The organism is Gordonia spumicola, assembly GCF_009932475.1.
GTDB classification, from domain to species: Bacteria; Actinomycetota; Actinomycetes; order Mycobacteriales; family Mycobacteriaceae; genus Gordonia; species Gordonia spumicola.
Window position 1 is genome coordinate 455686 of record NZ_BJOV01000002.1, and the last position, 14069, is coordinate 469754.

Genomic DNA, 14069 nt, shown 5'->3' on the forward strand with positions numbered 1-14069 from the left:
GCGCATGACGGGTCGAGAAGTCGTCGTGCGACGGGTGGGTTGAGTCGGACACCGCGCCAGCTTATCTGTCGATTCTGTGAGGAACGGTTAGGAATCCGATGTGACCGAGGTCTAATCTCACTTCACATGAGGTCCATCAAACGATCCACGGTCTCCCGCGCACTGGTCGCCGCGGCCCTCGCTGTCGCGACGGTCGCCGGCATGACCCTCGCCGCACCGGCCGCCCACGCCGACGACGCGTCGACCCCCGCACCCGTGTGGTCCGGGCTCGACGCCAGGAACTACACCGGCCCGATCGGCAAGCACGGCACGCTCATTCAGAAGACGTCGCTCGACAACTCGGTCACCCTGCCCTCGGCGGGCAGCGCCAACCGCGTGCTCTACGCGTCGACGGACGTCCACGGCAAGCCCGCCGTCAGCACCGGCGCGATCTTCCTGCCGAAGCGTCCCGCCCCGAAGGGCGGCTACAAGGTGATCGCCTGGGCGCACGGCACCGTCGGACTCGGCGACTCGTGCACCCCGTCGGCGCAGAAGCGCAGCGACCGGGACACGGTCTACCTCGACCACTGGCTCGATCAGGGATACGCGATCGTCGCCACCGACTACGTCGGACTCGGCACCCCCGGCCTGATGAGCTACCTGAGCAGCGACGTTCAGGCCCGCTCGATCGTCGACTCCGTCCTCGCCTCCCGTCAGAGCGGCCTGCCGCTCAGCAAGACGTGGGCCATCGTCGGGCAGTCGCAGGGCGCGGGCGCAGCGCTCAGCGCGGCCCGGCACGCGTCGGAGATCGCGCGCGGCTCCGGCCTGGACTACCGCGGCGTCGTCGCCACCGGCACCCCGGCGAACATCGAACACATCGTGTGGCAGGCCGGACCGTCGTTCCCGCCGATCGGACTGCCCGCGGGCCTCAACACGTACGCCGCCTACATCTGGGCCGGATTCTCCGACGCCCGCCCGGACCTGAAGCCCGCCGCCATCCTCACCGCCGAGGGCCGTCGCATCGTGACGGCCGCACAGACCCTCTGCTACCCCGAGATGCACGCCAAGGTCGACGGAGCGAAGGTCAACAGCTGGTTCTCCCGGCCGGTGTCGTCGATTCCCGGCGTTCAGGCCGCCCTCGTCAAGTACATGAGCACCCCGTACTCCGGCTACGACCGCCCGATCTTCCTGGGCCAGGGCCTCAAGGACCTCGACGTCCCCGCACCGTCGGCGCTGTCGTTGTACGCGCAGATGCGCGCGGCGAACCAGAACGTCGACCTGCACGTCTACCCGACGCAGGACCACTCCGGCACGGTGCTCGCCTCGATGAAGGATTCGACGCCGTTCCTGGCGCGCATCCTGCGCTGACTGTGACTGCCTACTCCTCGGCCGCGGCGTCCACCGACGCCGCGGCCGACCTGTCTGGTTTGACGACCAGCACCGGCTTTCGGCATTCCACCAGCAGGTACTGCGACGTCGACCCCATGAACAGCTTCCCCACCTGCGTGCGACGGCGCATGCCGATCACCAGCATCTCCGCTTCGTCGTCGTCCATCGCCCGCAGCAGTTCTTCGGACGGGTCGGCTCCGATCGGCTGCCTGATCTCGAACTTCACGTCCGAGCGGCTCAGCCGCGCCTGCACGTCGGCCATCTCGTCGGCGTCGACCATGCGCTGCCCACGCCCCGTCGAAACGGTGCTGATCAGCAGCAACGACGTCTCCCGCGCGGACGCCTCGACGATCCCCTGCTCCAGGCAGGCCCTCCCGTACGAACCACCCGAGTACCCGACGACGATCATGCTCATCCCTTTCGATTCCCCCAAGAGGAAATGTAGACGACGGTCACGACAGGGGCCGATATCCGTCCTCGACGGGTAACGTCTACTGACGATGACGAACACAGACCTTCTCCCGATCCAGACCCGCACGCTCATGGGCTGGGGGCGGACCATGCCGACGCAGGCGCACGTGCTGTCGACGCCGTACCCCGAGGTCATCGCCGACGCCGTCGCACGCGTCGCCGACCAGAACGCCGACAAGCCGTCGTACTACAAGCGCGGCGTGATCGCGCGCGGACTCGGTCGCTCGTACGGCGAGAACGCCCAGAACTCGGGCGGCCTCACCATCGACATGACCCAGCTGCAGCGCATCTACAGCATCGACGACGAGACCGGCATCATCGATCTCGACGCCGGCGTCGACCTCGACACTTTGATGCGCGTCGCCCTGCCGCACGGCCTGTGGGTTCCGGTTCTGCCCGGCACCCGTCAGGTGACGATCGGCGGCGCGATCGGCTGCGACATCCACGGCAAGAACCACCACAGTTCGGGCAGCTTCGGCAATCACGTCGTCGAGATCCACCTGCTGGTCGCATCGGGCGAGATCCTCGTCCTGACACCGCAGGGCAGCAAGGACGACCCCGACGCGTCGATCTTCTGGGCCACCGTCGGCGGCATCGGTCTCACCGGCATCATCCTGCGCGCCAAGATCAAGATGACCCGCACCGAGACCGCGTACTTCATCGCGGACGGCACCGTCACCAAGAGCCTCGACGAGACGATCGCGCTGCACATGGACGGCTCGGAGGAGAACTACACGTACAGCTCCGGCTGGTTCGACGCGATCAGCAAGCCCCCGCGTCTGGGCCGCGGAACGTTCTCCCGCGGCAGCCTGGCGACGCTCGACCAACTGCCCGACAAGCTCGCCAAGGACCCGTTGAAGTTCGACGCGCCGACCCTCGTCAACTTCCCGGACATCTTCCCCAACGGGCTCGCCAACAAGATGAACTTCTCGATGGTCGGCGAGGCCTACTACCGGATGGGCGGCAACTACCAGGGCAAGATCCAGAATCTGACGCAGTTCTATCACCCGCTCGATCTGTTCGGGAACTGGAACCGCGCCTACGGTTCGAAGGGCTTCCTGCAGTACCAGTTCATCGTTCCCCCGGAGGCCGTCGAAGAGTTCAAGGGCATCATCTACGACATCCAGGCGTCCGGACACGTCAGCTTCCTGAACGTGTTCAAGCTCTTCGGTGAGGGCAACCAGGCCCCGCTGAGCTTCCCGATGCCGGGCTGGAACATCTGCGTCGACTTCCCGATCAAACGCGGTCTCCACGAGTTCGTCAGCGAACTCGACCGCCGCGTCATGGAGATCGGCGGCCGCCTCTACACGGCGAAGGACTCGCGGACCACCGCCGAGACCTTCCACGCCATGTACCCGCAGGTCGACGAGTGGATCGCGACCCGCCGACGCGTGGACCCGAACCAGGTGTTCATGTCCGACATGGGCCGTCGCCTCGAACTCGTCTGATCTCGCCGAATCCTTACAGAAAGCAGTGACTTCCATGTTCAACGCCGTCGGCGTTCCCCAGTCCATCCTGATCCTCGGCGGATCGTCCGAGATCGGCCTCGCCATCGCATCGGAGTTCCTCACCAAGGGCCCGATGCGGGTGGTCCTGGCGACTGTCCCGAACGATCCGGCCGCCGAGGCCGCCGTCGCACAGATGACCGACGCGGGCGCCTCGTCCGTCGAGCAGATCGACTTCGACGCCCTCGCCACCGACTCGCACCGCGACGTCATCGAGAAGGCGTGGGCGAACGGCGACATCGACGTGGCGATCGTCGCGTTCGGCATCCAGGGCGACGACGAGCAGGCCTGGCAGGACCAGAAGCTGGCCGTCCTCGAAGCGAACATCAACTACACGGCGGCCGTGTCGGTCGGTGTGCTCCTCGGCGAGAAGATGCGCCAGCAGGGCCACGGTCAGATCATCGCGATGAGCTCGGTCGCGGGCGAGCGCGTCCGCCGCTCCAACTTCGTGTACGGCTCCACCAAGGCCGGCCTCGACGGCTTCTACCTCGGTCTCGGCGACGCGCTGCGTCCCGAGGGTGTCCGAGTCCTCGTGATCCGTCCCGGCCAGGTCCGCACCCGACTGTCGGCGCACGTCGCCGAGGCCCCGCTGACGGTCAACAAGGAGGACGTGGGACGTCTCGCGGTCGCCGCCGTCGACAAGGGCAAGGAGATCGTCTGGGTTCCGGGCCCGTTCCGGTTCATCATGATGGCGCTGCGCCACATCCCGCGCCCGGTGTTCCGCAAGCTCCCCATCTAGTCGCGTGGCAACGGCTGCCCCCATGCTGAAGAACCGCCGCCTGCGCGACGTCGTCGAACTCGGCGGGGCGGCCGTCCTCGCGGCGATCGTCGCGTACATCGGTCTCAAGGTGATCGGGGCCGTGGGTTGGCCCGCGTTCAACACGTCGAACGTGACGCGGGCGCTCACGACACTCGGGCAAGGCGTCACCGTCGTCCTGGCCGCGGTCGCCGTCGTCGCCTACCGGTACGGGCGGTCGCCGCTGGTCACGTCGCTGCTGTCGTCAGTGTCGTCGGCCCTGCTGGTGACGGTGACGCTCGGCATGCCGTTGGGTGCGAGCAAGCTGTACCTCGGCGGTCTGTCCGTCGACCAGCAGTTCCGCACCGAGTACCTGACGCGGTTGACGGACAGTCCGTCGCTCGCCGACATGACGTACCACGGGCTGCCGCCGTACTACCCGGCATCGTGGTTCTGGTTCGGCGGACGTTTCGCGAGCCTCACCGGACTCCCCGGGTGGGAGGCGTACAAACCGTGGGCGATCCTGTCGCTCGCCGTCGCCGCGGCCCTGGGCACCGCGCTCTGGAACCGGATGGTCGGCGTCGGCGTCGGAACCGCCGTCGGCCTCGCGACGACCGCCGTCACCATCGTGTACGCGTCCCCGGAGCCGTATTCGGCGACGTTGATCCTCGTCGGCGTCCCGATGATGGTCGTCGCCGCATCGGCGATCCGCGGTCGCGGACGACTCGCCGACGGGCCGTCGCCCATCGGCGGGACGAGTTGGCTCGCGGTGGTCGCGGTCGGCCTGTTCCTCGGCGTCTCCGCGACCGTCTACACGCTGTACACGGCGCTGTTCGCCGGAACTGTCGTGCTGATCGCGATCGGCTGCCTGATCCAGGCGTTCCTCGCCGGCCGCAATCGTGCCGCCGACTTCTCGTCGGACACGCGCGCCGTGCACCTCGCGGTGATCGCCCGGCTGGGAGCCGTCACCGTGGTCGCCGGGCTCGTCGCCCTGCTCACCTGGGCCCCCTACCTGGTCAAGCGCCTCTCGACGACCGCGCCCGCCTCCGGCAACGCCGAGCACTATCTCCCCGACGACGGCGCCATCGTCGGTCTCCCGATGTTCCAGGTGAGCCTGATCGGCGTCCTCACCATGATCGGCCTCGTCTGGGTGCTGCTGCGGGCCCGCCAGAGGACCATCGCGGCCGCCTTCGGCTACACGCTCATCGGCGTCCTCGGCCTCACCGGCCTGTCACTGGCGTTGACGGCCGTCGGCACCACCCTGTTGTCGTTCCGGTTGCAGCCGGTCACGGCCGTCGTGCTCGCGGCGGGCGGGGTGTTCGGCGTCGTCGAGCTGTCGCGGCTCGCGGTGAAGCGTTTCGGCGACGTCCGGACGGTCATCGGCGTCCTCGCAGCCGTCGTCGCGATCGCGTTCACTCAAGCGATCCCGTCGCACCTGTCGGGCGAGATCACCACCGCGTACACCGACACCGACGGCTACGGGAAGCGCGCCGATCAGCATCCGGCTGGCGCGGAGAGCTACTACCCGGAGATCCACCGACTCATCCGGGAGCAGACCGGACGCCCCGCGAACCAGAACGTTGTGCTGACCGCCGACTTCGGGTTCCTGTCGATCTACCCGTACTGGGGTTTCCAGGGTTTGACGTCCCACTACGCGAACCCGCTCGCCGAGTTCGACAAGCGCGCCGCCGCCATCGAGGCGTGGTCCACGGCGACGACACCATCCGATCTGATGACGAAGATGTCGGCGACACCGTGGCGCAAACCCGACGTCTTCCTGTTCCGGTACAGCCCGGACGGCTACACGCTGCGGCTGGCGAAGGACGTGTTCCCGAACGATCCGAACGTGAGCCGCTACACCGTCACGTTCTCCCCCGCCGTGTTCGCCGATCCGGCGTTCACCGTCACCGAGGTCGGGCCGTTCGTGCTCGTCGTCCGGAAGGCGTGAGTCCGATGGGCCTCGACGTCACAACGATCGCGAACGGTTCGACGAGGACGCATTTCGTGTCGACGTCGACGGTCAACTGGGTGATCCTGCAGGACGACCGGGGCGTCACGTTGATCGACGGCGGCTACCCGGGGCACGCGGACGCCGTCGTCGAATCGTTACGACGAGTCGGCAGTGCGCCCGAAGAGATCCGCGGCGCGGTGCTCACACACGCGCACGTCGATCACATCGGCGGGCTGGCACGGCTCCGACGTCGGCATTCGTTCGACGTCTTCGCCGACCCCGAGGAAGTCGGACACGCGCGGCGCGACTACCTGGAGCAGGCGGCGCCGCTCGACATCGCTCGCATCGCCTACCGTCCACGAGTGATGCGGTGGCTGGCGGAGATCATCCCGCTCGGCGCCCTCGACAAGAACGGCGTCGCCGACGCTCTGCCGCTGCACGACCCGGGTGCGCTGCCCGGTTCGCCAGTCGCCGTCCCGACGCACGGTCACACGCACGGGCACAGCGCCTACGTCGTGGGCGGCGGTGAGGTCGTCGTCACCGGCGACGCCCTGGTCAGCGGCCACATGATCTCGTCTCGCCTCGGGCCGCAGTGCCTGGATCACGTGTTCACGCACGACATCCCCGCCAACGAAGCGGCAGTCTCCTCACTCGCAGCCCTCGACGCGACAGTCGTCCTGCCCGGTCACGGCCCCCTTCTCCGCGGCCGCCTCTCCACGTTCGTGGACCAAGCCCTCCCCCACTGATCTGATCGGGCCGGCCCCAAGGAGCCGTGTCGAAGTCCCCCAACGCAAAGTTCCCCGAATCCAGCGGTCCGGCCGGGAAACCCGGCCGAACCCTCAGATTCGGGGAACCTTAGACGATGTCAGTGCGCGGAGGGGGCTCCGGCAGGACGACGCGCGCTGCGACGACGACGCGGAGCGGCGCTGTCGGTGCGTTCCGTCCGCTCGGTGCGGCGGGCTGCGGGGGCGTGCTCACGCGACGACTGCTCGCCGCGACCCGAGCCCTGACGCTGACCGTGACCCTGCGGCTGGCCCGAACCGCCGCGGCGACCGCGGCCCGCTCCGCGCGAGCCGCGTCCCTGGCCGGTGCGGGGCTGGCCCTGACGCTGCTGTGCGGCGGGGGCCGGAGTCGGGAGGTGGCGCAGCGGCGCACGCTCGCCGACGAGCGCTGCGACCTCCGGCGAGCCCGCCGTCACCTGCTGGCCCGGGACCTTGATGGCCGCCTTCTGCAGCATCTTGCGCAGATCTCCCCACTGCTCGGGCAGGCAGATCGTGACGACGTCGCCGGACGAGCCCGCACGCGCGGTACGGCCCGAGCGGTGCAGGTACGCCTTGTGCTCGGCGGGCGGATCGACGTGGACGACGAGCTCGACGCCGTCGACGTGCACACCGCGCGCCGCGACGTCGGTCGCAACGAGGACCTTGGCGCCGTCGGGCGCCGCGAACGACGCCAGGTTGCGGTCCCGCTGCGCCTGCGACAGGTTGCCGTGCAGGTCGACGGCGGGGATGCCGTCGGCTGTCAGCTTCTTGGCGAGCTTCTTCGCCTGGTGCTTGGTGCGGGTGAACAGGATGCGGCGGCCGGTGCCGGACGCGAGCTCGCGGACCAGTTCGGTCTTCTCCGCGGTGGAGCCGACGCGGAACACGTGATGGGTCATCTGGGCGACGGGCGACGTCGCATCCTCGAGCGAGTGCGTGACGGGCTTGTTCAGGAAACGCTTGACCAGCTTGTCGACGCCGTTGTCCAGAGTCGCCGAGAACAGCATGCGCATGCCGCCCTGCGGGGTGGCCGCGAGCAGCCGGGTGACGACGGGCAGGAAGCCCAGGTCCGCCATGTGATCCGCCTCGTCGAGGACGGTGATCTGCACGTCATCGAGGGAGACGATCCGCTGCTTCATCAGGTCTTCGAGACGGCCGGGGCAGGCGACGACGATGTCGGCGCCCGCGCCGAGTGCGCGTTCCTGTCGGGCCTGCTTCACACCGCCGAAGACGGTGGTCACGCGGAGTCCGACGACGTCGGCGAGCGGTTCGATCTGTGTGGCGATCTGGGTCGCGAGTTCACGGGTCGGCGCGAGGACGAGCCCGGTGGGTCGGCCGGGGCGACGCTTGACGCCGGCCTCGGCGAGCCGGGTGACGAGCGGAACGGAGAACGCGACCGTCTTTCCGGAGCCGGTCTTGCCGCGTCCGAGGACGTCACGGCCCGCGAGGGTGTCGGGGAGCGTGTGCTCCTGGATCGGGAACGGCGACGTCTTGCCGTCTGCGGCGAGGGCGTCGGCGATGGGTGTGGGCACGCCGAGATCAGCGAACGTGGTCATGAGAGCAGCCTTTACTGGCAGGGATCACGGCACGACAGAACTCTGCCGATGTGATCGGTGGCGAAACGCGCGAAACGGCGTGTCGGTTCGCCGTATGAATTCGACGCACCCGCGATGAGGATCGGGGTCTGCGTGGAGCGTTCTACGACGCACGGCGCGGCGCGCCGAATGTGACCAGTCTACGCGACGATCGCCAAACCGGCCCCATTCGTAGGATGAATGCGACGCGCGACACAGCTAACCGCGGGCGAGCGCGGCGGCGCGGCGGACGGCGTACTCGTAGCCCGCGATGCCGAAGCCCGCGATCACACCCGCGGCGATCGGCGAGATGTACGAGTGATGGCGGAACGCCTCGCGGGCGTGCACATTGCTGATGTGGATCTCGACGATCGGCACTTCGGGGATGACGAGGGCGTCGGCGAGCGCCACCGAGGTGTGCGTCCACCCGCCCGGATTGATGACGATCGCACCGACCTCACCGCGAGCGGCGTGGATCGCGTCGATCATGTCGCCCTCGTGGTTCGTCTGGAACGCACGCAGCCCGAAGCCCTCGTCGGACGCCGCGCGCTCGGCGAGCGCGACGACGTCGTCCAACGTGTCCGAGCCGTAGACGTCCGGCTGACGCGTGCCGAGCGTGTTCAGGTTCGGGCCGTTGAGCAGCAGGATCGGCAATGCGGTCATGGCGTCAACCATACTGCGTGAGCCGCACTGGGTCCGCGGTCACGAGACCGCGGCTCGCAGCGCGTCGGCGATCAGCGCGGGCAGCGCGGCCGACGTCTCCGTCTCCCTGGCGATGTTGACGTACGTGATGTCGACGTCGCAGACCGGCGCCGCGTCGCACGACATCGCGTAGTGCAGCACGAAACTGGATCGTCCGACGTGCGAGCATGTCGCGTCCACGTCGATCACCTCGTCGAAGTGCGTCGGCTTGCGGAAGGCGATCTCGGCTTTGACGAGCGACGGGTCGAAGCCGATCGCTCCGAGATCGGTGAACCGGTGCCCGAGAGCGCGTAGGAACTCGGTCATCGCGACGTCGGCGATCTCCAGATAGCGCGCATTGAACAGGAAGCCCTGCGCGTCGGTCTCGTGGTAACGGATCTGATGGCGGTAAACGTGCACCCCTATAGGATGACCACCTGTGCCAGCCTTCACCGTCCATAGAGCCCAGATAGTCGCCGTCGTCACCGGCCTGCTGGGCCTGGTGTTGGCGTTGGCGACTCCCCTGCTTCCGGTGAAGCAGACCGTGTCCGAGATCAGCTGGCCGCAGAACGGCTCCGTGAATTCGGTGTCGGCTCCCCTGATGTCGTACGTGCCGATCGACTTCACCGCGAGCGTCCCGTGCTCGGCGGTGAAGTCCCTGCCCGCCGACAAGTCGGTGCTGTTGGAGACGACGGCGCCGTCGGCGGCCAAGTCGACGCAGCGCGGGCTCGTCGTCCGTGTGACGGGCGAACAGGCGACGCCCACGGCCAAGCGCAGCGTCGAGGTGATCAACCGGAACATCCCGCTGGTGTCGGCGCCGCTCTCGGACGTCCTGTCGTCGGCGTGCACGAGCATCGACGTCCACGCGACGTCGGACGCGGTGACCGCCGAGTTCGTCGGCCTCACCGGCACCGACGGATCACCGCGTCAGGGCACCACCGTCGACACCCCCGGCGGCGACCAGCGACCGCAACTGACCGGCCTGTACACGCAGCTCACCGGCCCCTCCGCAGCGCTCCCCGGACTCTCGGCGCACGTCGTCGTCGACTCCCGCTACTCGACCACGCCCACCCCGCTGAAGTGGGCGGCGATCATCGTCGGCGTCCTCGCGATGCTGATCTCGCTGGCGGCGCTCGCCCGACTCGACTCGACGGACGGACGACGTCACCGCCGGTTCTTCCCGGCCCGCTGGTGGCGGCTCAACCCGCGCGACTACGTCGTCCTCGGACTGCTGCTGGTGTGGCATTTCATCGGCCCCAACACGTCCGACGACGGGTACCTGCTGACCATGTCGCGGGTGGCTCAGGACAGCGACTACACGGCCAACTACTTCCGTTGGTACGGCGCTCCCGAAGCCCCGTTCGGGTGGTACTACCAAGTGTTCGGGCTGCTCAGTCACGTGAGCGTCGCAAGCCCCTGGGTACGACTGCCCGCACTGGCGTGCGGGGTGATCTCGTGGCTGATCATCTCGCACGAGATCCTGCCGAGGCTCGGACGCGCGGCCATCACCCGCCCCGCCGTCGGGTGGACCGCGGCCGCCGTCTTCCTCGTCGCGTGGTTCCCGTTCAACAACGGCCTGCGGCCCGAGCCGATCATCTGCCTCGGCGCGCTGCTCACCTGGTGCTCCGTCGAACGCGCGATCGCGACCGGTCGTCTGCTGCCCGCCGCCGTCGCGTGCGCCGCGGGCGCGTTCAGCATCGCGGCGGGTCCGACGGGTGTGCTGGCGATCGCGGCACTCGTCGCGGGCGCGCGACCCATGTTCTTGGCGCTGGTCAAGCGGGCTCGCGAGGTGCGCGCGCAGACCGGACGCGGCCTCGCCGTCGCCTATGCGAGCCTCCTTGCGCCCATCGCCGCGGCCGGAACGTTCGTGGTCTTCGTCGTCTTCTCCGGTCTCACGCTGACCGCGTTCTCCGAGGGTTCGACGATGAAGACCGACCTGGGCCCGTCCGCCCATTGGTACAACGAGATCGACCGCTACTCGTCGCTGTTCGCGTTCTCCGCGGACGGTTCGATCGCGCGCCGGTTCGCCGTCGTCGCCATGTTCCTCGCGATGGCCGCGGCCGGGGCCGTGCTGATCCGCAAGTCCCGCATCCCCGGCACCGCGCTCGGACCGGCGCGGCGCATCGTCGGCATCACCTTCGGCTCCTTGCTGTTCCTGATGTTCACGCCGACCAAGTGGACGCATCACTTCGGCGTCTTCGCCGGTCTGGCGGCCGCTCTGGCAGGCCTCGCCGCGATCGCGATGAGCGCGTCCGCGACGCACTCACGGCGTAATCGGACGGTCTTCACGGCTCTCGTCGTGTTCGTCACCGGTCTTGCGTTCACCGCGCCCAACTCGTTCTACTACGCGTCGGCGTGGGGAATGCCGTGGGCGACGGCCCAGGTCTCGTTCGGCCCGATCCAGCTGAGCCAGGCCTTCCTGTACGCGTCGCTCGCCCTGCTGCTGCTCGCCCTGTGGTTCCACTTCCGCGAACCCTTCGCCGGAACCGATCCCGTCGTCGACCGGCCCCGTACCGTTCGCCACCGGATCGGCGGATTCCTCGCCGCGACGCCGCTCGGGGTCGCCGCCGCTGTCGTCGCCGCCTTCCTGCTGGCGACGGCCGCGATGACCGGCGTCAAGCAGAGCCAGTCGTTCTCCGTCCCGCGGTCGAACCTCGAGGCCCTCGCCGGGAAGCCCTGCGGGATGGCCGACAAGGTGTGGGTCGAATCGGATCCGAGCCGCTTCCAGCTCGACCCCGTCGACCGCACCCTGCGCGACCCGCTACTCGGCCCGACGTCCCAGCCGGCGGGCAGCGATCACCCCGCGACGTCGGGCTTCTCGCCGACCGCGATCCCCGACGATCTGACGACGAAGGCCCCGGCGGGCACCCTCGGCGTCCTCGCGTGGAACGCCGGAGCCGACCCGGACACGCTGATCTCCAACAGCGGCGGCACCGGAGGCGGAACCACGCCGACCGCGGGCGTCAACGGTTCGTACGCCAAGCTCCCGTTCCAGCTCGACCCGGCGGTCACCCCGGTCGCGGGGAGCTACGCGAAGGACGAGCAGACTCCCGCGAATCTGACGTCGGGCTGGTATCGCATGCCCGCGGACTACAAGGACCACCCGCTGCTGACGTTCTCCGTCGCGGGCATCTTCGGGTCGGACGCCCTGCGGATCGAGTTCACGAACGACCCCGTCAGCGCGTCGACCCACGACGCGGACCTGACGCCGTCCAGCGACATGACGATGATCGATCCCGGTCCGCGCCCGTCGTGGCGCAACGTCCGCATCGACACCCCGTCGTTGCCGACCGGAGTGACGGCGGTCCGCATCGTCGCCGACGACTCCAACCTGTCCGACGACCGGTTCATCGCCGTCACTCCGCCGCGACTGCCCACCATGTCCACGTTGGAGGACGTCGTCGGCGACACCGACCCCGTCCACGTCGACTGGACGTCCGGGCTGGTGTTCCCGTGCCAGCGCCCGTACAACTTCCACGCGGGCGTCGTCGAGATCCCCAAGTGGCGGGTCAAGCCCGGCGCCGATCTCTCGGCTGCGGTCAGCACCTGGCAGGGCTACTTCGGCGGCGGTCCGCTCGGCTGGATCGAGGTCTCGCAGCAGGCCGACACCATCGCCACCTACCTGCGCGGCGACATCGGTCGTGACTGGGGCGCGCTCGAGAAGTACACGCCGTTCGACGACGCCGTTCCCGCGACGATCGACCACAGCACCGCGACTCGCTCGGGTCTCTGGAGCCCTGCTCCCATCCGTCGCTGACACCCGTTCGCCTAACCGGTACCGCAGAGCCGGAGCATGCCTCGTCGGAGGACTGCTCCCGCTCTGCGGTGCCGGTTGCGCGGCGTTCCGTCGCTGTCGCGTTCGTGCCAGGAGGGGTTGGCAGAGACCGTTCCGTGACCTATGCTGATCCGAGCCCGAACTAGAACACGTTCTAGTTCATTGCACGCCAAAACTTGAGGACACGCATGAAGGTCGCCGTCACCGGAGCAGCAGGCTTCGTCGGAACCAACCTGGTCAACCAGCTCGTCGCCGACGGACACGACGTGGTCGCGCTCGACCGGGTGTCGCCCGCTCACGCGATCGACCACCCGCAGGTGACGTGGCGCTCCGCCGACATCTTCGACAAGGACGCGATGGCCGACGCGTTCGACGGCGTCGACACCGTGTATCACCTGGTCGCGATGATCACCCTCAAGCAGAAGGACGAGGTGGCCTGGCGCGTGAACACCGAGGGCGTCGCGACCACCGCGCGAGCCGCGCTCGCCGCCGGTGTCCGACGCTTCGTGCACTGCAGCTCGATCCACTCGTTCGACCAGTACACCGACAACGGCATCGTCGACGAGACGTCGCTGCGCTCGGAGGACCCGGAGCTGCCCGTGTACGACCGTTCCAAGTGGGCGGGCGAGCAGGAACTCCGCAAGGTGATCGCCGACGGCCTCGACGCCGTCATCTGCAACCCGACCGGCGTGTACGGGCCCGTCGACCACGGCCTCTCCCGCATCAACGGCATGCTGCGCGACGCCGCCCAGGGCAAAGTCCCGCTGTTCCCCGAGGGCACATTCGACCTCGTCGACGTCCGCGACGTCGCGATCGGCCTCACTCTCGCCGCCGAACACGGCGTGACCGGCGAGAACTACCTGCTCGGCGGCGAACAGGTACGACTGTTCGACGCGATGCGCACCGTCGCGAAGGACTGCGGGCGTCCGCGGCCGATGGCCGCGCTCCCCCTCGGCGTCCTGAAGGTCTTCGTGCCGATCATCGAGCCGATCGGCCACCGTCTCGGATCGGACCTGGTGTCGAAGGCGTCGATCGCCGCCCTCGTCGCCCAGCCGACGGTCGACATCACCAAGGCCCGGACCGTCCTCGGCTACACGCCCCGCTCGTCGGCCGACACCCTCTCCGACCTCGACGCGTTCCTCGCCGACTCGAACCAGATGGGCAAGTGCCGCCCGAAGTCCGGCCGCCACTACCAGTCGGTGGTCCCCGCCGCGGTCTAGCGGCCGACACGACATGTCTAACCTGCGATT

11 protein-coding genes are annotated in these 14069 nt (G+C 68.6%); 7 read left to right on the forward strand and 4 right to left on the reverse strand.

Annotation, left to right across the window (positions count from 1 at the left end; translation table 11 throughout):
* The first annotated feature begins 126 nt into the window (after positions 1 to 126).
* Positions 127 to 1347: a lipase family protein gene (locus tag GYB83_RS04275; protein WP_161894307.1), complete on the forward strand. Its 1221-nt coding sequence runs from the start codon at positions 127 to 129 to the stop codon at positions 1345 to 1347.
* A 10-nt stretch (positions 1348 to 1357) separates the two neighbouring features.
* On the opposite strand, the gene GYB83_RS04280 is transcribed toward GYB83_RS04275, so the two are convergent.
* Positions 1358 to 1783, reverse strand: coding sequence for a universal stress protein (locus GYB83_RS04280; protein ID WP_371864996.1), 426 nt, complete (start codon positions 1781 to 1783; stop codon positions 1358 to 1360).
* Between the two features lie 85 nt (positions 1784 to 1868).
* Between GYB83_RS04280 and dprE1 the strand changes: the two genes are divergently transcribed.
* From dprE1 to GYB83_RS04300, 4 genes are read left to right on the forward strand one after another with little or no spacing between them, the layout of a single operon-like run.
* Positions 1869 to 3287 (forward strand): decaprenylphosphoryl-beta-D-ribose oxidase, encoded by a 1419-nt coding sequence (gene dprE1, locus GYB83_RS04285; RefSeq protein ID WP_161894308.1) that lies wholly within the window; start codon positions 1869 to 1871, stop codon positions 3285 to 3287.
* Positions 3288 to 3321: 34 nt separating this feature from the next.
* Entirely contained in the window at positions 3322 to 4083 is a 762-nt protein-coding gene (gene dprE2 / locus GYB83_RS04290; protein WP_161894309.1) for a decaprenylphospho-beta-D-erythro-pentofuranosid-2-ulose 2-reductase, read from the forward strand.
* Positions 4084 to 4105: 22 nt separating this feature from the next.
* Positions 4106 to 6028: an arabinofuranosyltransferase gene (locus GYB83_RS04295; protein WP_161894310.1), complete on the forward strand. Its 1923-nt coding sequence runs from the start codon at positions 4106 to 4108 to the stop codon at positions 6026 to 6028.
* Between the two features lie 5 nt (positions 6029 to 6033).
* Positions 6034 to 6777, forward strand: a complete 744-nt coding sequence (locus tag GYB83_RS04300; protein WP_161894311.1) for an MBL fold metallo-hydrolase — start codon at positions 6034 to 6036, stop codon at positions 6775 to 6777.
* 119 nt (positions 6778 to 6896) lie between these two features.
* Here the strand turns inward: GYB83_RS04300 and GYB83_RS04305 are convergent, their stop codons facing one another.
* From GYB83_RS04305 to GYB83_RS04315, 3 genes are all read right to left on the reverse strand, one after another.
* A complete protein-coding gene (locus GYB83_RS04305) occupies positions 6897 to 8345 on the reverse strand; it encodes a DEAD/DEAH box helicase (RefSeq protein ID WP_161894312.1) in 1449 nt (482 codons plus the stop codon).
* A gap of 237 nt (positions 8346 to 8582) precedes the next feature.
* Positions 8583 to 9026: a type II 3-dehydroquinate dehydratase gene (gene aroQ, locus GYB83_RS04310; RefSeq protein WP_186349705.1), complete on the reverse strand. Its 444-nt coding sequence runs from the start codon at positions 9024 to 9026 to the stop codon at positions 8583 to 8585.
* Positions 9027 to 9065: 39 nt separating this feature from the next.
* Positions 9066 to 9464 (reverse strand): acyl-CoA thioesterase, encoded by a 399-nt coding sequence (locus GYB83_RS04315; protein WP_161894314.1) that lies wholly within the window; start codon positions 9462 to 9464, stop codon positions 9066 to 9068.
* Between the two features lie 19 nt (positions 9465 to 9483).
* Between GYB83_RS04315 and GYB83_RS04320 the strand changes: the two genes are divergently transcribed.
* The gene (locus tag GYB83_RS04320) at positions 9484 to 12801 is read left to right on the forward strand and encodes an arabinosyltransferase domain-containing protein (RefSeq protein WP_161894315.1); all 3318 of its coding nucleotides are present in this window, start codon (positions 9484 to 9486) and stop codon (positions 12799 to 12801) included.
* 206 nt (positions 12802 to 13007) lie between these two features.
* On the forward strand, positions 13008 to 14039 hold the full coding sequence (locus tag GYB83_RS04325) for an NAD-dependent epimerase/dehydratase family protein (RefSeq protein ID WP_161894316.1): 1032 nt from the start codon (positions 13008 to 13010) through the stop codon (positions 14037 to 14039).
* Positions 14040 to 14069 lie beyond the last annotated feature (30 nt).

What these genes read in the sequence shown, in the direction of transcription:
- aroQ (WP_186349705.1), bottom strand. Translation starts at nt 9,026, where the DNA reads ATGACCGCATTGCCGATCCTGCTGCTCAACGGCCCGAACCTGAACACG.
- GYB83_RS04305 (WP_161894312.1), bottom strand. Translation starts at nt 8,345, where the DNA reads ATGACCACGTTCGCTGATCTCGGCGTGCCCACACCCATCGCCGACGCC.
- dprE1 (WP_161894308.1), top strand. Translation starts at nt 1,869, where the DNA reads ATGACGAACACAGACCTTCTCCCGATCCAGACCCGCACGCTCATGGGC.
- GYB83_RS04295 (WP_161894310.1), top strand. Translation starts at nt 4,106, where the DNA reads ATGCTGAAGAACCGCCGCCTGCGCGACGTCGTCGAACTCGGCGGGGCG.
- dprE2 (WP_161894309.1), top strand. Translation starts at nt 3,322, where the DNA reads ATGTTCAACGCCGTCGGCGTTCCCCAGTCCATCCTGATCCTCGGCGGA.
- GYB83_RS04325 (WP_161894316.1), top strand. Translation starts at nt 13,008, where the DNA reads ATGAAGGTCGCCGTCACCGGAGCAGCAGGCTTCGTCGGAACCAACCTG.
- GYB83_RS04300 (WP_161894311.1), top strand. Translation starts at nt 6,034, where the DNA reads ATGGGCCTCGACGTCACAACGATCGCGAACGGTTCGACGAGGACGCAT.
- GYB83_RS04280 (WP_371864996.1), bottom strand. Translation starts at nt 1,783, where the DNA reads ATGAGCATGATCGTCGTCGGGTACTCGGGTGGTTCGTACGGGAGGGCC.
- GYB83_RS04275 (WP_161894307.1), top strand. Translation starts at nt 127, where the DNA reads ATGAGGTCCATCAAACGATCCACGGTCTCCCGCGCACTGGTCGCCGCG.